Here is an 18936-nt window from a genome sequence, read left to right on the forward strand (position 1 = left end):
GGCGGCTCGGGCGGGCCAGCGGCCGGGGCGGCTCGGGCGGGCCAGCGGCCGGGGCGGCTCGGGCGGGCCAGCGGCCGGGGCGGCTCGGGCGGGCCAGCGGCCGGGGCGGCTCGGGCGGGCCTGGCGGGTTGAATGGGAGCGGCGGGCGGCGGGCGGGTCCGACAGGCAACGAGCCAGCGCGGGGTCGGACGGGCTGCGGGCGAGCGGGTCCGACGGGCTGCGGGCGGGTGCGGGTCCGACGGGCTGCGGGCGGGTGCGGGTCGGGCGGGGTGCTGGGGTGAGGGAGGATGTGGCTGTGCCGCGGATTCGGGGAGCCAGCATTGAAGAGCACCACGAGATGGTATGGGCGGACCTGGCCGAGGCGCTGCGGCAGCTGCTGCTCGAGCGGGACTACGACTCGATCAATATGGGGCACATCGCCTCTCGGGCCGGGCTTGCCCGGAACACGCTGTACAACTATGCGCCGGACAAAGGGGCTCTCGTTCGGGCGCTGACCGAGCGGGCCGCCCGGCCGGCGCTCGCCCGGATCGCCGCCATCGCTGCACGGTCGGCAGAACCGGCGGCCGGGCGGATGCGGGAGATCGTCGAGGCGTTCCTGGAGGCCTCCACCGACCAGGCGTTGCAGCCGATGTTCCGGCCCGGCTCCGGCCCGCTGGTGGCCGAGGTGCCCAAGGGACCGGACAATCCGTTCAACGCGATCGTGGCCGAGGTCGAGAACGTCGTCCGGCAGGGCATCGCGGGCGGCGAATTCCGCGACGTCGGCGACGTGCCGCTGACGGTGGAGATGCTGTCCGGCGTCATGCGCGCCGGCGCCGAACGGATCGGCCGCGACCCGGGCTCCTTCGCCACCACGGGCCGCGCCGCGCAAGAGATCATCCTGGCTGCCCTGACCTGAGGGTTTGGGCGTTACCACTCACTCACGTCGCCCGGGTGGGGGAAGCGTCCTGGACGCGCCAGCGGCCAGCTTGCCGCGCCCGGGCCCTCGGCGTGAGCAGCGATCTGCAACCCCCCACCCCGCTACGACATCTGCCGTTGTCTTTGAATCTCGGCCTCATCCACCTCGTCTTCTCCGTCTCGGCTTCATCCGCCGTCGTCTGAGTCTCGGCCTTATCCGCCCTCGCCTTCTCCGTCTCCGCCTCATCCGCCGTCTGCGTCTCGGTCTCCGCAACTAGTGATGCGTCGAACTACCAGTTGCCATATGGAGTTCAATTGCCAAGACTTTGCAACAGCAGGTTTCGCTCATAAGCTGCGGTCAAGATCTGCGGTGGGAGGCGTCATGGAGACGACGGCGATGCACATCGCCAACGGGATCGTGGATGGGCCGGTGTCGGCGGTGTTCGCGGTTCTTGCGGTGGCCGCGCTGGCTTTCTGCGTACGGAAGGCCCGAAACGATCTCGATGAGCGGCTCGCCCCGATGGCGGGGCTGGTGGCGGCGTTCATCTTCGCCGTGCAGATGCTGAACTTCCAGGTCCTGCCGGGCGTCTCCGGGCACCTGCTCGGCGGCACGCTGGCGGTGATTCTGGTCGGGCCGTGGGTGGGCGCGCTCTGTGTGTCGACGGTGCTGATCGTGCAGTGCCTGCTGTTCGCGGACGGCGGCCTGACGGCGCTCGGCCTCAACATCACGAACATGGCGCTGCTCGGCACGGCCGCCGGATATCTGCTGGTCGCCGGGCTGATGCGGGTCGTGCCGCGTACCGCTCGTGGTCTGGCCGTGGCCGCGTTCGTCGCGTCGGTGATCAGCGTGGTCGTGGCGTCGCAGGGCTTCGTGCTCGAGTACGCGCTGGGCGGCACCACCCAGCTGTCGCTGCCGTGGGTGTCGGGCACGATGGCCTTCTCGCACGTCCTGATCGGCATCGGTGAGGGCCTGATCGCCGCGACCACGGTCGCCACCGTCGCCAAGGTCCGGCCCGATCTCGTGTACGCCCTGAGGCGCTACCGGCAGGCGCCGCTCGTCGAGGCAGGAGTCAAGGCATGACCAGAAAACTGGGCTGGTTCCTGGCCGGCGGGCTGCTCGTGGCCCTGCTGCTGGCCGGCGTGGTGAGCAACTTCGCGTCGTCGAGCCCCGACGGGCTGGACGCGACGGCCCGCGAGGGCTGCACGTTCAACGCCGCGGGCGAGATCACCGGCGGGCACTGCATTGCGCAGGAGGAGAGCGAGCACCAGATGGGCGACTCGCCGCTGGCCGACTACGGCATCCGCGGCGTCGGCAACAGTTTCGTGTCGACGCTCCTGGCGGGCACGGCCGGGGTGCTGATCACCTTTGGCGTGGGGGCCGGGCTGTTCTGGCTGGCCCGTCGCCGCTCCCCGCAGGATCAGGACGCCTAGATGGGCGCCGGTCACGCCCACCCGCTGCATCTCGACAAGGCCAGCCCGGTGCACCGCCTGGCGCCCGAGGTGAAGATCGCCGCCGTCCTTCTGTTCACGATCATCGTGGTCATCACTCCCCGTACGGAATTCTGGGCGTTCGGGGGTTACGCGCTGTTGCTGGCGATCGTGACCGCGGTCGCGCGCGTCCCTGCCCTGTGGCTGGCCAAGCGGGCCAGCATCGAGCTCCCGTTCGTGCTGCTGGCCGTCGCGCTGCCGTTCGCCGGGCAGGGCGAGCGGATCGACTGGTTCGGGATGTCGCTGTCGCTCGACGGGTTGCACGGGGCGTGGAACATCTTCGCCAAGGGCACCCTCGGCGTGGTCGCGTCGCTGCTGCTGGCGGCCACGACCACGATGCGCGACCTGATCCTCGGGCTGGACCGGCTGCGCTGCCCGGCCGTGTTCACGCAGATCGCGACGTTCATGCTGCGCTACCTGGACGTGCTGGCCGACGACGCCCGCCGGATGCGGATCGCCCGGCTGGCCCGCGGCTACGACCCGCGCTTCCTGTGGCAGGTGAAGGCGTTCGCGGTGAGCGTGGGCGCCCTGTTCCTGCGCGCCTACGAGCGGGGGGAACGCGTGTATCTGGCCATGGTGTCGCGCGGGTACTCGGGGCGGTTGCCGCGGGCCTCCGAGGAACGGGCGCCGGTGTCGCAGTGGGTGGCGGCCGCGGTGCTTCCGGTCGCTACCGCAGGGATCGCCCTCGCCGCAACCCTGGGCTGAGCCGCCTGTGGACAACCGGCGCCCTGTGGACAACTCGAGCCGCTTCTCAGCCGCGGCGTAGGCTCAGATCCCCAGGGTGGGTGGGGGCTAGGGATGGCCGTACAAGGATCTTGAGCAAACAGGAGCAACGATGAGTGACGGGGCAGAGGCTGCTCTCCGTGTCGAGGGCCTGCACTTCGCCTACCCCGACGGCACGCCCGTGCTGCACGGCATCGACCTCACGCTGACGCGCGGCGAGCGGGTCGCGCTTCTCGGCCCGAACGGCGCCGGCAAGACCACGCTGGTGCTGCACCTGAACGGCATCCTGCACGGCGGCCCCGGCACGATCGATGTCGCCGGCGCCCGCGTCAACCCGGCCGACCGGGCCGGCCTGGCCGAGATCCGCCGCCGCGTCGGCATCGTCTTTCAGGACCCGGACGATCAGCTCTTCATGCCCACGGTGGCCGAGGACGTGGCTTTCGGGCCGCAGAACCTGGGCGTACGCGGCGCCGAACTGGACCAGCGCGTCGACGAGGCGCTGGCCGCGGTCGGCATGAGCGAGCACCGCGACCAGGTCCCGCACCACCTGTCGTTCGGTCAGCGCCGCCGTGTCGCCGTGGCCACCGTGCTGGCAATGCGGCCCGAGATCCTCGTGCTCGACGAGCCGTCGTCCAACCTCGACCCGGCCAGCCGGCGCGAGCTGGCCGAAATCCTCGAGCCACTGCCGGTCACCGTGCTGATGGTGACCCACGACCTCCCGTACGCGTTACAGCTGTGCCCGCGCTCGGTCATCCTCGACGCGGGCCGCATCGTCGCCGACGGCCCCACGGCCGACTTGCTGACCGACGAGCCGCTGCTGCGCGCGCACCGCCTGGAGCTGCCGTTCGGCTTCAACCCGGCCGTGGCTGGGCTGCACCGGGCGGGCTGACCCACGTGGACCTGCCCACCGACGACGAGATCCGCGCCCTGCACGAGCGGTTCGCCCCTACGCCCGAGGCGTTCGACCTGGTGTGGACGCACTGCCTGATCGTCCGCGACCTGACCGCCCAGTTCCCGGCGGCGGGTGCCGACCCCGATCTCGTACGGGCCGGGGCCCTGCTCCACGACATCGGCGTCTACCGCCTGCGGCAAGGCGAGGCCTACATCCGCCACGGCGTGCTGGGCCACGAGCTGCTGCGCTCGCTCGATCTGCCCGAGCCGCTGGCCCGCGTCTGCTCCCACCACACGGGCGTCGGCATCACCCGCGACGACGTCCTCCAGCAGGGCCTGCCGCTGCCCCCCGACGACTATCTGGACGAGACACCGTCGGAAACCGTCATCATGTACGCCGACAAGTTCCACAGCAAAACCACACCGCCCCGCTTCGTCACGCCGGAGTCGTACGCGACCTCGGTCAGCCGTTTCGGAGAAGCGAAGGCCGCGCGGTTCGCCGAGCTGGTGGCGGCGTACGGGAAGCCCGATCTGAGCAGGCTGGCCGTTCGTTATGGCCACGAGGTGCGCTGACCCTGGCGGAAGCCCCACCGGAACAAGCAGGGTCAGGCATCGTCGTCGCCGGGCCGGTCGTCGTCTCGGCCCTTAGGAGGAACGCGGTGAGCGATGGAGAGGGCAGCCGCGATGGCACTGAGCAACGCGGCGACGAACTCGATGGCGGCGACTGGATCGGGCAGCCACATGATCGGGGACTCCTTGCCAACATCAACGTGAATGAGTCGGGATGAACCGAATTTCATTCAGATTGACGGGTCGGCAAGTGTCCATGGCCGCGCCGGACGAACCCGGACGGCACGATGGTCGACACGGAGAGGAGTTGGGAGATTACATAGAGACATGTCTCCCCGACCACTCGATCCACGCGAACTTTACGCCACGCGGCTCCGGTTGTGGCGAAACCAATGCGGCAATCCATCCTTTCGAGACCTCGAGCGCGCGACCGGGATCCCACGCGCGACGATCCACGACCGGTTCGCCAACGGCCGCGCCCTGAACTGGAACTTCATCGAGACGATCGTTCAAGGCATCCATCAGTTCGCGAAGCACCTGGAACTGGACTTGACGGTCTGGCGGCGCCACTACGACCAGATGGTGCGAGCAGTCGAGCTCGCCGAGCGACCCGCCGTCCGCCTCGGACCGATCGTGCCGCCGGCCGACGCCTACCAAAGCCGCGAGGCCGTCGCGGGCGTCAACCTCATCGAGGACACCGGATGCACCTACGTGATCCAGGGAACCGGCGGCGCCGGAAAGACCCAGATCGCCGCCAAGCTGGTCGATGAGGTCTGGCGCAAGAATGCCGCAGATGCGGTGATCTGGGTTACTGCTACCTCACGAGCCGCAATCTTGAGCGCTTACGCGGAGCTGGCGGAAGCCCTCGGGCTAGATCAGGAGGCCTCCCCTGTCCGCATCCTCGCCAAGCTTGCCGACCCCACCTGCCCGCGGTGGCTGATCGCACTCGATGACCTGCAGGATCCCGCCGACATCCACGGGCTTTGGCCGCCTGTGGGAAATGGGAACGTGCTGGTGACCACGCGACGCCAGGACTCGATCCTCAAGACCAATGGCCGGACAACGGTGCGAGTGGAGGAATACACGGCGGCCGAGTCGCAGGCCTTCCTGCTGGAGAGACTCGGAGTCGAGGTGGCGGACGGCGCGAACCGGGTCGCCGCGGAACTCGGCCACTTGCCCCTCGCCCTCGACCTGGCTGCGGCATACATGATCGATTTCCACCTCGACTGCGACGAGTTCCTCCGCCGGTTGCGTGGGCGCCAGCTCGAGGTTCTCGACCCGGAGGATGCCTCCCGGACCGGGGTTACCTCCCTGTGGACGATGTCGGCGCGCGACGCCGATCGCCATCAGCCCACGGGTGTGTCCGGGCCCCTGCTCGACGTGGCCGCCGTCCTCGACGCCAACGGCATCCCGATGGAGGTCTTCTCCAGTGCCTCCGTGGGCGCCCTCATCGCCCGCCGCCGCGGCCGGAAGACCGACGAGGACGACGTCAGGGACGGACTTTCCTGCCTGCAGCGGTTCAGCCTGGTCCGGCTGGGCGACGAGCCCCACCGGACCGTGCGCGTTCATCAGCTGCTGCAGCGAGCGGTCCGCGAGTCGCGTCCCAGCGACTGTCTCGACGCGGCGAGGGTAGCCGCGGACGCACTCGAGCAGAGCTGGCCGGAGCATGAACGCGACCGGCCGCTCATCCAGTTGCTTCGAGACAACGTCCAGGCCGTACGCCGGGCATGCGCCGACGCCGTGTGGGGCGAGAACCTGCACCAGGTGGTGTTTCGTGCGGGCAACAGCCTGACCCGTGACAGCCTCTTCGCCGAGGCCGTCACCTACTGGACCGGTCTGCGGGCCGAGGCCGAGCAGCGACTCCCTCCCGACCACCCTGACACGCTGACCGTCCGGAACAATCTCGCCTGGTCGCGCGGCCGGGCCGGGGACTCTGCCGGCGCACTGGCGGATCTCGCCGAGTTGCTGGAGATCCGGCGCCGTGTGCTCGGCCCGGAGGCCGTGAACACCCTCGCCACCGCACACGGTGTCGCCGTGTGGCAGATCGTGCGGGGTGAGGTGGACGCGGCGATCGCGATCCTCGGCGAATTGATGAAGAGTTACCAGCGCCTGCTCGGCCCGGATCACCAGGACACCCTCAATACCCGCCTGACTTCGATCGACCTCGTGGGCACGAGATTTCCGGCACTCGCAACGAATGATCTGCGCTTGCTTCTCGACGACTACCGCCGGGTGTTCGGCCCGGACCATGAACGGACCTGGGAAATGGAAACGCACCTGGTCGACAACCTTGCCGAGGTCGGCGCCGTCGACGAGGCGATCCTCCGGAGCGAGCAGATCATCTCGGCTCAGATCCGCGTCCTCGGACCCGAGCATCTCGACACGCTCGAATCCCGCTTCCACTTCGCCGTTCTGACGGCCAGAGCGGGGCGATCGGCCGAAGCCGCGGAGCTGATGCAGGTGCTGCTCGAGGACGTCGCTGAGCCGGGTCTCCCGACCACGTACGGATTGCAGCAGCTCCAGCGAAGTATCGAAGACTGGTCGAGGTCGCACGGCGTCGAAGGGTGACCGGCCGACGCGGGACGAGGGTGGGGAAAACCGCTGGAGCGCCCCACCGCGTTCACGCGATCATCACCGGGTGAACGACATTCCGCGGCGGCAGATTCGGGCCGTCCATGACCGGGACACCGTTGTGGTCTATCAGGCCTACTCGCCCGCTATTGCCGGGCCCGCGGTCGCGGCCGGGCGGTTCGTGCCGCCGTTCAAGCGCGACCGGATGACCTGGGTCAAGCCCTCGTTTCTGTGGATGATGTATCGCTGCGGCTGGGCCACCAAACCCGGGCAGGAACGCGTTCTGGCCGTTTCGCTCCGGCGGGACGGATTCGAGTGGGCTCTGGCCCACGCGTGCCTGAGCCACTACGACCGGGATCTCCACGCCGATCGCCAGGCGTGGGCGGCCGCGACCAGGACCAGCCCGGTGCGCGTGCAGTGGGATCCGGAGCGGTCGCTGCGACTGCAGCCGCTGCCCTACCGGTCTCTGCAGCTGGGGCTGTCGGGGGTCGCGGCCGGCCGGTACGTGGACGAATGGATCACCGGGATCGCCGACGTCACGGGGCTGGCCCGCGACATCCGGGGGCGGCTCGACGCCGGGGACGAGGCGGGTGCCCGCGAGCGGCTGCCTGTGGAGACGCCGTACCCGCTCACGGCGGAGATCGGGACAGCACTCGGGGCGAGCCTTTAGCGTACGGGCCGGAAGTCGTCGTCGATGAGGCCGAGCCGGTGGGCCATGACGGCGGCCTGGACCCGGTTGCGCAGGCCGAGCTTTTCGGTGACCGCGGCCACGTGGGACTTCACGGTGGTCACGCCCAGGTGCAGGGTGTCGCCGATCTCGGCGTTCGAGCGGCCGGCGCCGACCAGGGCCAGCACCTCACGTTCCCGCGGGGTGAGGACGTCGAGCTCGTCGGGCTGAGCCTGTTCGCGGTGGGCGCTGAGGGCGCGCGCGACCACGCGGGACAGGACGGCCGGCGCGAGCAGGGACTCGCCGCGGGCGGCCCGGCGTACGGCGTCGATCATGGCCTCGGGAGCGCCGTCCTTGAGCAGATAGCCCACGGCGCCCGCGCGGAGTGCCCCGTACACCTCGGCGTCCTCCCCGAACGTGGTGAGCATGACGACGCGGGTGGTGGGCGCGGCGGCCAGGATGCGGCGGGTCGCCTCGATGCCGTCGACCCGGGGCATGCGCAGGTCCATCAGGATGACGTCGGGGCGCAGGCGCTCGGCCAGCCGGACGGCCTCATGCCCGTCCGCGGCCTCGCCGACCACGTCCTCGCCGGCCGTGCGGAGCAGGAGCGTGACCCCGGCCCGTACGAGCTCCTGGTCGTCCACCACGAGCACCCTGATCATGACGGCTCCAAGGGGAGGGTGACGGCGACCTTCCAGCCCTGGGCCCAGGGCCCGGCTGTGAACCGGCCGCCGAGGATCTCGACGCGTTCGCGCATCCCGGCAAGCCCGTGCCCGGACGACGGGAGCGCGGTGCCCGAGGTGTCCGGCACCGAGTTGTCGATGGTGACCGCGACGTCGGCGGGGCTCTTGGCCACCACGACGCGGACGGAGGCACCCGGCCCGGCGTGCTTCAGAGCATTGGTCAGAGCTTCCTGTACGACCCGGGCCGCCGTCACCCGCAGAGCGAGCGGCGCCAGGGCCGTCCGCACGTCCACGGTGGCCTCGACCGTCAGGCCGGCCGAACGGCTGCGCTCCACCGCGTCGGTGATCATCTGCTCGGGGTCGACCAGCGGGTCGGCGCTGCCGGGGTCGCGCAGCACGTGCAGCAGTCCGCGCAGGTCGACGAGCGCCTGACCCGCGCTGGTGTGGATGGCGTCCAGGGCCGTCGCCGACTCCTCGAGCCGCTCGGACGCGGGTCCGCTGCCGTGCCGGGCCGCGTACTGCGCCGACCCGGCCCGCATGGCGATCGCCGACACGTGGTGGGCGACCAGGTCGTGCAGGTCGTTGGAGATGCGCGCCCGCTCGCCCATCCGGGCCGCCTCCCGTTCGGCGGTCGCGCGCTCCCGTTCCTGGGCGGCGACCTTGCGCTGGCCGGCCAGCCAGCAGCCGAACGCGACCGGGGCGGCGACCGCGGCGGCGATGGACAACAGCCGGAGCACCCCGTTCACGCCGGACAGCAGGCCGGGGTCGTGCCGGCCCACGGTGAAGACGACGGCCGCGTACGTGGCGATCCAGCCCACCGTCATGACGCGGTCGCTGTGCCGGTTGGCGACGGCGCCGAGCGCGAGCCCGGCGGCCAGGGGTGCGACGTGACTCGCGTACGGGAGCACGATGTCGGTCACGACGATCAGCACGACCTCGAGGCCCAGCAGCAGCAGGGGCACGCGCCGGATCAGCACGAGCGCGACGACCGACGCCTGCACGAGGACCCACTGCGCGACCGGCCGATCGGACGGCATGCCGAGCACGATCGTGACCGCGCCGATCAGGGCGGCCACCAGCGCGATGCCCAGGTCGATCAGCGCTTTCACAAGGTCACGATACGTCCGGCGGCGCATGCGGTCCCCCTGCCACCGGCCACCCGGCCTCCTCCTTCTGGCCGCCGATGCGCCTCGCCGCACGAGATCATCCGGCCGCTCCCGCCCCTAGCGTCGCGATCATGACTTTCCTCGTGGAGTTCGCTCGCAGCCCTTTACAGGTCGGCGCGGTGGCGCCCAGCGGACGCACGCTGGCCGAGGTGATGATCGCGCCGGTGCCGCGCACCGGGAACCCGCTGGTGGTCGAGCTGGGGCCGGGCACGGGATCGTTCACCGCGGCGATCCAGCGGCGCCTGAACGGCCGCGGGCGGCACCTCGCCGTCGAGATCAACCCGCGTTTCGTCTCGGCGCTGTCGCGGGCCCATCCCGGCGTCGAGGTCGTCCGGGCCGACGCCCGTGACCTGCCGTCGCTGCTGTCGTCGCCCGCCGACGTCGTGGTCAGCGGCCTGCCGTGGGCCGCCTTCTCCCCCGGCTTGCAGGGCGAGGTGCTCACCGCCGTGGCCGGCTCGCTCGCGCCGGGTGGCGCCTTCACCACTTTCGCGTACGTGCATGCCCGCTGGGCGCCGCCCGCGCGCCGGCTGCTGCGGTCGCTGCGTTCCCGGTTCGACGAGGTCGTGATCGGCCGTACGGTCTGGGGCAACCTGCCGCCGGCCCTGGTCTACCACTGCCGGCGGCCGCTTTAGTGGTACGACTCGGTCAGGGCCTCGACGACCCGCTGGGCGTCGGCCGCGGCCACGTCCTCGGGGTATTCGGGCAGCAGGTCGTCCCACACCGGCAGCCACGACCCGTACAGCTGGGCCTGTCCCTCGGGCCGGGCGAAGAACCAGAGATGCAGGTGGGCGCCGCCGTCACCGATCCGATAGACGTGCGCGCGGGAGACACCGGGCAGGGCCTGGATGTGTTTGACGATGTGCTTGGTCAGCACGCCGAGCGACGCGGCCAGCTCGTCAGGCAGGTCGGCCATGTCGTAGTGGTCGCGCGGATGCAGCATCAGGATCAGCGGCACGCCCGCCTTCGGGATGCGGGTGAGCCGCCAGTGCTCGTCGAGCCACAGCCCTTCGTCGCGGTGGGCGCACGACCGGCAGTCGGCCGGGTCCTCGCCGTGGCGCGGTTTCTCCGGCACCGGCGGCCGCAGCCGGGACACGCGCAGCCCGTCCTGTTCGAACGGGCTGACGTCCCAGTCGGTCATCTTGGCGCGCGGCAGCCGTTGCTCGTCGTCCGCTGCCGCCAGCGCGTGCTGGTAGAACTCGTCGGGTCGCAGAGCCATGGTCAGGATCGTCCCACGTGGACGTCGAGCCAGTCGTTGAGCGGTCGGCTCGCCCGCAGGAAGGCGACGATCCGGGTCTGCGCCTTGCTCGTGCCCAGCCAGGCCGCGGGCTCCCACTCCGTCCAGGTGGTGAGGCCCTTGTGCCGCAGCAGATCCACGCGCGGGTGGTCCTTGGCATAGCCCCGCGGCGCCGTTTTCAGAGACCCGTGCCCGCGTACGCCGATCGGCCCGTCCTCGATGGCCGCGACGATCCCGGTCAGCTCCTCGCCGGTCTTGTCGTCGGCCACCGCACGGCGGTAGCGCTCGAGCTGCCCGGTGTCCATCTGGTACATCCCGCAGCCCGCGGCGAGCCCGTCCGAGGACAGTTGCAAGTAGTGGCCGGCCTCGAGCCAGGCCCTCAGGTGCGTCTTGTAAGGGGACTTGTCCTTGCTGAACCGCACATCCCGATAGGGCCGGAAGATCTTGCCCGGCCCGAACTCGGGTTCGAGCGCGGCCAGCAGTTCCCGCATCGGTGCGCGCACCTGCTCCTCGTAGAAGCTCTGATGCGCGGTCCAGTAGGTCTTCGAGTTGTCGGCGGCGAGGCCCTCGTAGAACTCGAGGGCCTCGCTGGGCCAGCCACGGAACGTCACGTGCGCAACTTACCGGGTGGCCGGGACGATGCCTCCGAAGTCACGCCACGCGGTTCCGTAGTCCTGAAAACCGATCCGGGCGCCCGCCGTACGGGTGGTGGTGCCCTTGGCGACGAGCTTGCCACTGGCCGCGATCGAGTAGATCGGGCCGCCGCTGTCACCGGGCCGGGCGGCGGTCTGGCCCTCGGTCTGCTCGGCCTCGACCAGATCCTCGCGGTCGGCGTAGTAGAACAGCACCTTGAGGTTGCAGACCGGCCGGCCCAGCTCGCGGGCACTGGTCATACCGGACTGGCACAGGTATTCGCCGACGAACGTCCAGCCCCAGCCCTCGACCGCCGCGGCGACGCTGTCGGTGGGCGTGCCCACATAGACGTAGCCGTCGACGCTCGAGGTCGGCACCAGCTCCACGTCGTGGTCCTGGTGGCGCGGCCCGATCGTGCCGATGAACTCGCCCCGCGGGTCGGTGAAGCGCTGCCCGCTCTGCCCGCAGTGCCCCGCGGTCAGAATGTAGCTGGCCGACCCGTTGCGTACGCCGAAGCCCGCGGTGCAGGCCGTGCCCTGGTCGGAGTTCACAATCGTGGCGCCGCCCTTCCACGGCGCCCAGTCGTCGTCGCGGCTGACCGTTTCGAGGGCAGCCTCGGCGGCCACGGTGACCGGCACGCCCACTTCCGGCGCGGCCGCGCGCAGGGCCGCGGGAACCGACACGACCAGCCCGCTCCCGTCCGGCCGCAGCTTGATCGCCTGCACGGCGTCACCGCCGCCCGGCCAGCCCGCGCGCAGCTTCGCCGCGGACCGGCGCAGTTCGGCCATCGAGAAGTCGGCCCTGTGTACCTTGACCGGCGCTTGCCCGGAGGCCTGGTCGACGACCCGGCGCATCGGGGCGGGCAGGGCGCCCTTCCAATAGAGGGCCACGTCGTCGTCGTTGAGGACGATGCCGGCGTAGCCCGGGTAGGCGCCGCGCTCGACCGCCCACCGTACGGCGGAGGCGGCGGCGACCAGGGGCCGCTGCTGCTCCATCCGCCCGCGGTCGGCCGGCGCCAGCAGGGAGCTTGCGTCGACGAGCACTGCCGCCGTCGTCGTCGGGGCGGCTTCGGCGGGGACGGCGCTAAGGGCTGTCACGGTTGCGGTGGCCGCAGCCAGGGCCAGCCAACGGCGACCCGTTGACATCGTTGTCATTGTCGATCAACCTCCTGGGGGAAGAGGAAGGAACGGGGATTTCCATCGATCGATGTAAATGGAAAGTAACCTTCCATCAGCCGATGCGCCAGACCACTTCCCCATCGCCGAGCCGACCGTGCCCCTCCGCCCCACCCCACATGTGGTTGGATCACCCACCGTGACCACCGTGACAGCACCGACCGGCCGGTACGGCTCTCCGGCCCAGGTGGCCGGCTACGCGGGCGTGTTTCTTCTTCTGCTGCTCTTCGCGGCCTTCACCCTGGCGCTGTCGGCACCGCTGATGTCGAACAGCTGCATCGGCGACGCCGGCCAGATGACGTGCCCGATAAGCGGCCCCGGCTGGACCCGCCCGGTGCCCGGAGCGGCCGCCCTTGTCGGCGTGCTGACCGGCCTCACCGGCATCGCCGCCGGGCGCCCGCTCCGCAGGCCCGCCCTGATCGCAGGCTTCGCGCTGGTCGCCGCCGGCCTGGCCGTCAACTTCGCCGTCGGCTGAGCCGACGCCGTACCACAGCATCACCGGCCGCCCGCGGTTGTCCACAGCGCCGCGTTGTCCACAATGCAGCGCTCGAACTCCCTCCAAGATCGCCCCCAAATCGGTAAAATGGCCGAGGGCGGGGGTCCCCCGGTAGGGTGGGCCCCTGTTTTGGGGTGACCAGCAGCGGACGGGTCTACGGCCCCCAGCAAAGGCACGACCGATCAGGGCTGCAGGTTCTCCAGGTCCTTGAGCAGACCCGGGTGGGACGGCAGCCAGCCCAGCGTCTCCCGCGTGTACGCGCTGGAGGCCGGCTGGTCGGTGGCGAAGATCGGTCCCAGCGGGCCGAACGTGTCGGTCGGCACCGATTCGACCGGCAGGCCCAGCCGGCGGCCGATGACCGTGGCGATGTCGCGGACCGTGTCGCCCTCGTCGTCGACCGCGTGCCACGCCGTGCCGGGCCGGGCCTGTTCCAGGGCCAGCCGGAACAGCACCGCGGCGTCCAGGGCGTGCACGGCCGGCCAGCGCATCAGGCCGTCGCCCGGGTAGCCGGAGACACCGGTCCGGCGGGCGATGTCGGTCAGCAGGCCGGCGAAACCACCCTGGCCCTCGTTGTGCACCGTGCGCGGCAGCCGGATCGCCGTGCTGCGCACGCCGCGGGTGGCCAGGCCGAGGACGGCCATGACGGCTTGGCCGCGGCCGCCGACCGGGCCGTCGGTGGGCACCGGGTCGGACTCGACCGACGGGCGGCCCGGGATCCACGGGGTTCCCGACACGGTGACGTAGGGCCGGTCGCCGCCGGCCAGCGCCTCGCCCATGGCGGCCATGGCCGCGCCCTCCTCGGCGACGGACCGGGCGACCGCGTCGGCGCTGCTGAAGTCGTTGCCGAAGGCCAGGTGGATGACGCCCTCGGCCCGGGCGACACCGGCGCGCAGCACGTCGAGATCGGCCAGGCCGCCGCGCAGGGGTTCGGCGCCGGCCGATTCGACGGCGCGGGCGGAGTCCTCGGAGCGGGCCAGGGCCAGGACGGTGTGGCCGTGGCCGAGGAGTTCGGCGACCACGGCCGAGCCGATCAGGCCGGTGCCGCCGGTGATGAAGACGTGCATGGGTTCTCCCCAGAAGCAGTGATGGGACTCTTGTCCCGTCACGCTACCACGGTGATGGGACAACAGTCCCATCGCTTATGATGGGGGCATGGGTCGATGGGAACCGGGGGCACGGGAACGGCTGGTCGTCGCCGCGGTCGATCTGTTCGCCGAGCAGGGCTACGACGCCACGACGGTCGCCCAGATCGCCGAGCGGGCGGGCGTCACGAAAAGCACGTTCTTCCGGCACTTCCCCGACAAGCGTGAGCTGCTGGTGGCCGGGCAGGAGACGCTGCGCACGCTGCTGGCCGAGGGCATCGCCGAGGCGCCCGCGACGGCCAGCCCGCTCGAGGCGGTCGCGGCCGGTCTCGAACGCGCGTCGAGCGCGATGGGGCCGATGAACCGCGAGCTCGGCCCCCGCCTCAAGGCCGCCGTCGCCGCCAGCACCGAGCTGCAGGAACGCGACGCCCTCAAAAGCGTCAGCCTGGCCGCGGCCATCACCGAGGCGCTGGTCGCCCGCGGCGTGCCCGACCCGACCGCGGCCCTCGCGGGCGAGCTCGGCGTGCTGGCCTTCAAGCGGGGCTATGCGGAGTGGTCCGAGTCCGCCACCCAGCAGGGCCTGGCGCCCCACACCCTGGCCGCCCTGCGCGAGCTGCGGGCGGCCACCGTCAGCCTGAGCTGATCCGATAGCCGACGCCGGGGGTCGTCGTGATGACCTGCGGGTCGCCCAGCTTGCGGCGCAGCCGGCCGACCGTGACGGTCACCGTGTTGGTGAACGGGTCGGCGTTCTCGTCCCACACCTGCTCCAGCAGGGCCTCGCTGCTCAGATAGCCGGGGGCCGCCCGCAGCAGGGCCTCCAGCACGGCGAACTCCTTCACCGACAGATTCACCGGCACTCCCCCACGGGTCACGACCCGCACGACGGGGTCGAGCACCAGGCTTCCGGCGGTCAGCACGCGCGGCCGGGCCGACGGGCGGCGCCGGGCCAGCGCGCGGATCCGCAGCACCAGCTCGGGAAAGTGGAACGGCTTGGCCAGATAGTCGTCGGCGCCCAGCGTCAGCCCCCGTACGCGATCGTCGGCCGTGCCCGAGGCGGTCAGCATCAGCACCATCGCCCGGCCGCCGGAGCGGGCCGTGATCATCTGGCACAGGGTGTCGCCGTGCAGGCCGGGCAGATCACGATCGAGGACCACGACCTCGTACGCCGTGTGGTCGAGCTTGGCCGCCGCGTCGAGCCCGTCGAGCGCCACGTCCACGGCCATCCCCTGATCACGCAGTCCCTCGGCGACCACCTCGGCCAGCGCGGGCGCGTCCTCGACGACCAGGACCCTCACGCGGGGACCCCGACCGGCGCGACCGGCAGCGTCACGGTCAGCCGCAGGCCACCGCCGGGGCGCGGGGCCAGATCGAGAACGCCGCCGTGGGCCGACGTGACCGCGGCCACGATGGCCAGGCCCAGCCCGGTGCCGGGACCCGTACGGGCGGGGGCGATCCGCTGGAACGGCCGGCCCAGGCGCGACAGCTCGGACGGGTCGAGCACCGGCCCGTCCGATTCGACGGTCAGCGCGGCCGCCGAATCCGAGACCGTGCCCGAGATCCAGATGCCGCCACCGGGGACGTTGTGCCGGACGGCGTTGTCGATGACGTTGTCGACCAGCCGGGCCAGCAGCACCGGGTTGCCGAGGGCGGGCAGGGTCGCGGGCTGATCGGCGTACAGGGAAAGGGTCTTGATCTGCTCCGAACGCCCGCTGACCGACCGGGCGGCCAGATCCGAGAGATTGACCACCGTACGGTCGTCGAGCGCGCCGTGCTGGGCCCGCGCGAGCAGCAGCAGGCCGTCGAGCAGCGCGTCCATCTGGTCGAGCGAGCCCCGCAGGCGCCGGGCCAGCGGGGCGGGCACGGGGTCGGGCTTGGCCATCGCGACGTCGAGCGCGGCCCGCATGGTGGCCAGCGGCGTGCGCAGCTCGTGCGACGCGTCGGCGACGAAGCGGCGCTGGGCCGCGAACGACTCCTCGAGCCGGCCCAGCAGGTCGTCGATCGTGTCGGCCAGGTCCTTGACCTCGTCCGACGGGCCACCGGCGGCCAGCCGCGAGTGCAGGTTGTCGGCGGTGATGCGGCGGGTCGCGGCGGTGATCTTCCGCAGTGGACGCAGCACCCGCCCGGCCGCAGCCCGCCCCAGCACCAGCGAGAACAGGAACATGACGATCAGCGCGATCGAGGCGCCAACCAGCAGCTGGCGGGTGTGGGCGGCGTCCGCGTCGGTCAGCCGGTGCTGCAGCTCGGCGACCTGTTCCGGCAACGGCGTGCCCACGGGGATGCTCTGACGGGTGTTCTGCAGGCCCACCCCGGCCGTGATGGCCAGCAGCGCCGCCCCGGAGAGCAGGAACATCGTCCCGTAGAGCAACGTGTATCGCATGCGGACGCCCATCCGCACAGCATGCCCGCCGGCACGTAACAGCGGGGTGACAGCCACCGTGCGGGCCCGGTTAGGCCCGGCTCCGTAGAACTTCCGGGCATGGAAGCCATCATCGAAGTCGACGGATTGCGTAAACGCTACGGTTCGGCGGTCGCGCTGGACGGCATGACGTTCCGGGTCACGCCCGGGCGGGTCACCGGTTTCGTCGGGCCGAACGGGGCCGGCAAGACCACCACCATGCGGGTGCTGCTCAGCCTGGACCGGCCGGACGCCGGCACGGCCCTCGTCGGGGACCGCCCCTATTCCGCCCTCACCCACCCGCTGAAGTCGGTCGGCGCCGTGCTGGACGCGAGCGCGCTGCACCCGGCCCGGTCGGGCCGCAACCACCTGCTGTGGCTGGCCCGGTCGCAGAACATCGCGCCGGAACGGGCCGACGAACTGCTGGAGAGCGTCGGGCTGGCCACCGCCGCGCGAAGACGGGCCGGCGGCTACTCCCTGGGCATGCGCCAGCGCCTCGGCATCGCGGCGGCCCTGCTCGGCGACCCGCGGATCCTCATCCTCGACGAGCCGTTCAACGGCCTCGACCCCGAGGGCTTCGTCTGGATGCGCACCCTGCTCAAGCAGCAGGCCGAGCAGGGCAAGGCCGTCCTGGTCTCCAGCCATCTCATGTCCGAACTGCAGGACCTGGCCGCCCACGTGATCGTGGTCCGCCGGGGCCGGGTCATCGCCGACTCCCCCACCACCCAGATGCGTTCCCGGTACGGCTCCCTCGAGTCGGCCTACCTGGAGCTGACCCGATGATCCGCGCCGAGCTGCTCAAACTCCGTACGGTCCGCTCCTGGGTCCTGACCCTCGCCGCCGCGGCCGCGCTCTATCTGGGGCTGGGCTTGCTGACCGCGGCCGGAAGTCACACGTCATGCGGCGACCAGGCCTGCCCGTCCCCGCCGGTCGGACCCGGGGGCCAGGCGGTCGACGACCACTTCGGCTTCGCCCACCGCACACTCGACGGCGACGGCACGCTCACCGCCCGGGTCCGCGACTTCACCGGCATCCGCACCTATCCGCCGCCGGACCACGACCGGATCGTCGAGGGTCTCGTGCCCTGGGCCAAGGCCGGGCTCATGGTCAAGGACACCACCAAGCCCGGTTCCCCGTACGCCGCCTTGGTGCTCACCGGCGAGCACGGCATCCGGCTGCAGCACAACTACGTGCACGACCGGTCCGGCGGCCCCGGCGGCGCCCGCTGGCTGCGCCTGAGCAGGACCGGGGACGACGTCACCGCGTACGCGTCCCTCGACGGCTCGACCTGGACGACGGCCGGCTCGGTGACCCTGCCCGGGCTGGCCCCGACCGCGGAGATCGGCTTCCTGGTCGCCTCACCCGGCGACATCACGGTCCTGGACGACGGCTTGGGCGGGCGGGCCGTCCAGGCCCGGTTCACCCAGGCCACCGCGGTGTTCGACAGCATCACGACGACCGCCGGCGGGACGTGGCGCTACGACGAGATCGGCGACAACGGGCCCGGCACGGACTGGGAGAGGTTCCACCAGCCGGCCGGCCTGCGGGTCTCCGGCGACGCCCTCACCCTGACCGGCAGCGGCGACATCGCCCCGCTCACCGGCGGCCCCGGTCCGCCCTACCTCGCCGGAGCCGTGCCCGCCCTGCTCGCCGTCCTCGTCGTGTCCGTCCTGTTCATCACCAGCGAGTTCCGCCGCGGCCTGATCCGCACCACCCTGCTGGCCGCGCCCGACCGCCGCCGCGCCCTGCTCGCCAAGGCCGTCGTGATCGGCGCAGTCACCTTCACGACCGGGCTGCTCGCGGTCGCCGTCACCCGGCCACTGTCCGAACTGATCTTCCGCCACAACGGCAACATCGTCATGCCGACCGGTCTCGGCACCGACCTGCGCCTGGGCCTTGGGACGGCCGCGCTGCTCGGTCTGGGCGGGCTGCTCGCGTACGGGCTGGGGCTGCTGGTTCGTCGCGGTCTCGTCGCGTTGCTGCTGGCCGTGGCGCTCACTGTCGTGCCGTATCTGCTGGCCACCACGACTGTGTTGCCCGTAGGCGTCGGCGAGTGGCTGCTCCGGTTGACTCCCGCGGCGGGGTTCGCCGTTCAGCAGGTGTTTCCCGCGTATGAGCAGGTGTTTCTGCCCTATACCGCGGCCGAGGGCTATTTTCCGCTCGCCCCTTGGGCCGGGCTCGCCGTCACCGCCGCTTGGGCCGTCGCCGTCCTGCTGCTGGCCGTGCGCCGCCTATACAACTCCGACATTTAACGCATTTTCCTGGTAC

The 18936-nt window shown here is 71.4% G+C and carries 22 protein-coding genes; 13 read left to right on the plus strand and 9 right to left on the minus strand.

All coding sequences use genetic code 11. The annotated features are described in order from the left end of the window. The first annotated feature begins 337 nt into the window (after positions 1 to 337). The 6 genes from ACZ3I4_RS36790 to ACZ3I4_RS36815 all read left to right on the plus strand — a co-directional run bounded on the left by ACZ3I4_RS36790 (position 338) and on the right by ACZ3I4_RS36815 (position 4569). Positions 338 to 895: a TetR/AcrR family transcriptional regulator gene (locus tag ACZ3I4_RS36790; protein WP_465386715.1), complete on the plus strand. Its 558-nt coding sequence runs from the start codon at positions 338 to 340 to the stop codon at positions 893 to 895. Between the two features lie 381 nt (positions 896 to 1276). Further along, positions 1277 to 1975, plus strand: coding sequence for an energy-coupling factor ABC transporter permease (locus tag ACZ3I4_RS36795; RefSeq protein ID WP_465386716.1), 699 nt, complete (start codon positions 1277 to 1279; stop codon positions 1973 to 1975). Beyond that, positions 1972 to 2325 (plus strand): PDGLE domain-containing protein, encoded by a 354-nt coding sequence (locus ACZ3I4_RS36800; protein ID WP_465386717.1) that lies wholly within the window; start codon positions 1972 to 1974, stop codon positions 2323 to 2325. Before ACZ3I4_RS36795 ends, ACZ3I4_RS36800 begins: the two co-directional genes overlap by 4 nt. Next, complete coding sequence (gene cbiQ, locus ACZ3I4_RS36805; RefSeq protein WP_465386718.1) at positions 2326 to 3087, plus strand: cobalt ECF transporter T component CbiQ; 762 nt, start codon at positions 2326 to 2328, stop codon at positions 3085 to 3087. 130 nt (positions 3088 to 3217) lie between these two features. Beyond that, positions 3218 to 3994, plus strand: coding sequence for an energy-coupling factor ABC transporter ATP-binding protein (locus tag ACZ3I4_RS36810; RefSeq protein WP_465386719.1), 777 nt, complete (start codon positions 3218 to 3220; stop codon positions 3992 to 3994). 5 nt (positions 3995 to 3999) lie between these two features. Then, on the plus strand, positions 4000 to 4569 hold the full coding sequence (locus ACZ3I4_RS36815; RefSeq protein WP_465386720.1) for an HDIG domain-containing metalloprotein: 570 nt from the start codon (positions 4000 to 4002) through the stop codon (positions 4567 to 4569). A 32-nt stretch (positions 4570 to 4601) separates the two neighbouring features. Here ACZ3I4_RS36815 and ACZ3I4_RS36820 read toward each other — a convergent pair whose 3' ends face one another. Continuing rightward, positions 4602 to 4739, minus strand: coding sequence for a hypothetical protein (locus tag ACZ3I4_RS36820; RefSeq protein ID WP_465386721.1), 138 nt, complete (start codon positions 4737 to 4739; stop codon positions 4602 to 4604). A gap of 154 nt (positions 4740 to 4893) precedes the next feature. Between ACZ3I4_RS36820 and ACZ3I4_RS36825 the strand changes: the two genes are divergently transcribed. After that, positions 4894 to 7134, plus strand: a complete 2241-nt coding sequence (locus tag ACZ3I4_RS36825) for a tetratricopeptide repeat protein (protein ID WP_465386722.1) — start codon at positions 4894 to 4896, stop codon at positions 7132 to 7134. 70 nt (positions 7135 to 7204) lie between these two features. Beyond that, entirely contained in the window at positions 7205 to 7807 is a 603-nt protein-coding gene (locus ACZ3I4_RS36830) for a DUF4291 domain-containing protein (RefSeq protein ID WP_465386723.1), read from the plus strand. Here ACZ3I4_RS36830 and ACZ3I4_RS36835 read toward each other — a convergent pair. Both ACZ3I4_RS36835 and ACZ3I4_RS36840 read right to left on the minus strand, forming a co-directional pair. Continuing rightward, positions 7804 to 8466 carry a response regulator gene (locus ACZ3I4_RS36835; RefSeq protein WP_465386724.1) on the minus strand — a complete coding sequence of 221 codons (663 nt, stop codon included), beginning with the start codon at positions 8464 to 8466 and terminating at the stop codon, positions 7804 to 7806. The two genes, ACZ3I4_RS36830 and ACZ3I4_RS36835, sit on opposite strands and share 4 nt — an antisense overlap. Beyond that, a complete protein-coding gene (locus ACZ3I4_RS36840; RefSeq protein ID WP_465386725.1) occupies positions 8463 to 9596 on the minus strand; it encodes a sensor histidine kinase in 1134 nt (377 codons plus the stop codon). Before ACZ3I4_RS36840 ends, ACZ3I4_RS36835 begins: the two co-directional genes overlap by 4 nt. Before the next feature lie 128 nt (positions 9597 to 9724). On the opposite strand from ACZ3I4_RS36840, the gene ACZ3I4_RS36845 reads away from it, so the two are divergent. Then, complete coding sequence (locus ACZ3I4_RS36845) at positions 9725 to 10285, plus strand: class I SAM-dependent methyltransferase (protein ID WP_465386726.1); 561 nt, start codon at positions 9725 to 9727, stop codon at positions 10283 to 10285. On the opposite strand, the gene ACZ3I4_RS36850 is transcribed toward ACZ3I4_RS36845, so the two are convergent. The 3 genes from ACZ3I4_RS36850 to ACZ3I4_RS36860 are packed head-to-tail and all read right to left on the minus strand — an operon-like array spanning position 10282 to position 12617. Further along, the gene (locus tag ACZ3I4_RS36850; RefSeq protein ID WP_465386727.1) at positions 10282 to 10869 is read right to left on the minus strand and encodes a hypothetical protein; all 588 of its coding nucleotides are present in this window, start codon (positions 10867 to 10869) and stop codon (positions 10282 to 10284) included. The genes ACZ3I4_RS36845 and ACZ3I4_RS36850 overlap by 4 nt on opposite strands. A gap of 2 nt (positions 10870 to 10871) precedes the next feature. After that, positions 10872 to 11498: a DUF2461 domain-containing protein gene (locus ACZ3I4_RS36855; RefSeq protein ID WP_465386728.1), complete on the minus strand. Its 627-nt coding sequence runs from the start codon at positions 11496 to 11498 to the stop codon at positions 10872 to 10874. A 9-nt stretch (positions 11499 to 11507) separates the two neighbouring features. Next, positions 11508 to 12617, minus strand: a complete 1110-nt coding sequence (locus tag ACZ3I4_RS36860; protein ID WP_465386729.1) for a chymotrypsin family serine protease — start codon at positions 12615 to 12617, stop codon at positions 11508 to 11510. 226 nt (positions 12618 to 12843) lie between these two features. Here ACZ3I4_RS36860 and ACZ3I4_RS36865 point away from each other — a divergent pair, with 226 nt between their 5' ends. After that, positions 12844 to 13170 (plus strand): hypothetical protein, encoded by a 327-nt coding sequence (locus ACZ3I4_RS36865; RefSeq protein WP_465386730.1) that lies wholly within the window; start codon positions 12844 to 12846, stop codon positions 13168 to 13170. A 203-nt stretch (positions 13171 to 13373) separates the two neighbouring features. Here ACZ3I4_RS36865 and ACZ3I4_RS36870 read toward each other — a convergent pair whose 3' ends face one another. Beyond that, positions 13374 to 14255, minus strand: coding sequence for an SDR family oxidoreductase (locus ACZ3I4_RS36870; protein WP_465386731.1), 882 nt, complete (start codon positions 14253 to 14255; stop codon positions 13374 to 13376). 88 nt (positions 14256 to 14343) lie between these two features. Between ACZ3I4_RS36870 and ACZ3I4_RS36875 the strand changes: the two genes are divergently transcribed. Next, entirely contained in the window at positions 14344 to 14916 is a 573-nt protein-coding gene (locus tag ACZ3I4_RS36875) for a TetR/AcrR family transcriptional regulator (RefSeq protein ID WP_465386732.1), read from the plus strand. Here the strand turns inward: ACZ3I4_RS36875 and ACZ3I4_RS36880 are convergent. Together ACZ3I4_RS36880 and ACZ3I4_RS36885 are read right to left on the minus strand one after the other, a co-directional pair. After that, complete coding sequence (locus ACZ3I4_RS36880) at positions 14903 to 15568, minus strand: response regulator transcription factor (protein WP_465386733.1); 666 nt, start codon at positions 15566 to 15568, stop codon at positions 14903 to 14905. The genes ACZ3I4_RS36875 and ACZ3I4_RS36880 overlap by 14 nt on opposite strands. Continuing rightward, positions 15565 to 16662 (minus strand): sensor histidine kinase, encoded by a 1098-nt coding sequence (locus tag ACZ3I4_RS36885; RefSeq protein WP_465386734.1) that lies wholly within the window; start codon positions 16660 to 16662, stop codon positions 15565 to 15567. Before ACZ3I4_RS36885 ends, ACZ3I4_RS36880 begins: the two co-directional genes overlap by 4 nt. 87 nt (positions 16663 to 16749) lie before the next feature. Here ACZ3I4_RS36885 and ACZ3I4_RS36890 point away from each other — a divergent pair, with 87 nt between their 5' ends. Further along, complete coding sequence (locus ACZ3I4_RS36890; RefSeq protein WP_465386735.1) at positions 16750 to 17451, plus strand: ABC transporter ATP-binding protein; 702 nt, start codon at positions 16750 to 16752, stop codon at positions 17449 to 17451. Beyond that, positions 17448 to 18920 carry a DUF1349 domain-containing protein gene (locus tag ACZ3I4_RS36895; protein WP_465386736.1) on the plus strand — a complete coding sequence of 491 codons (1473 nt, stop codon included), beginning with the start codon at positions 17448 to 17450 and terminating at the stop codon, positions 18918 to 18920. The genes ACZ3I4_RS36890 and ACZ3I4_RS36895 overlap by 4 nt, the downstream gene beginning before the upstream one ends. Positions 18921 to 18936 lie beyond the last annotated feature (16 nt).

The sequence above is a fragment of the Actinoplanes sp. NPDC021490 genome (assembly GCF_055562135.1).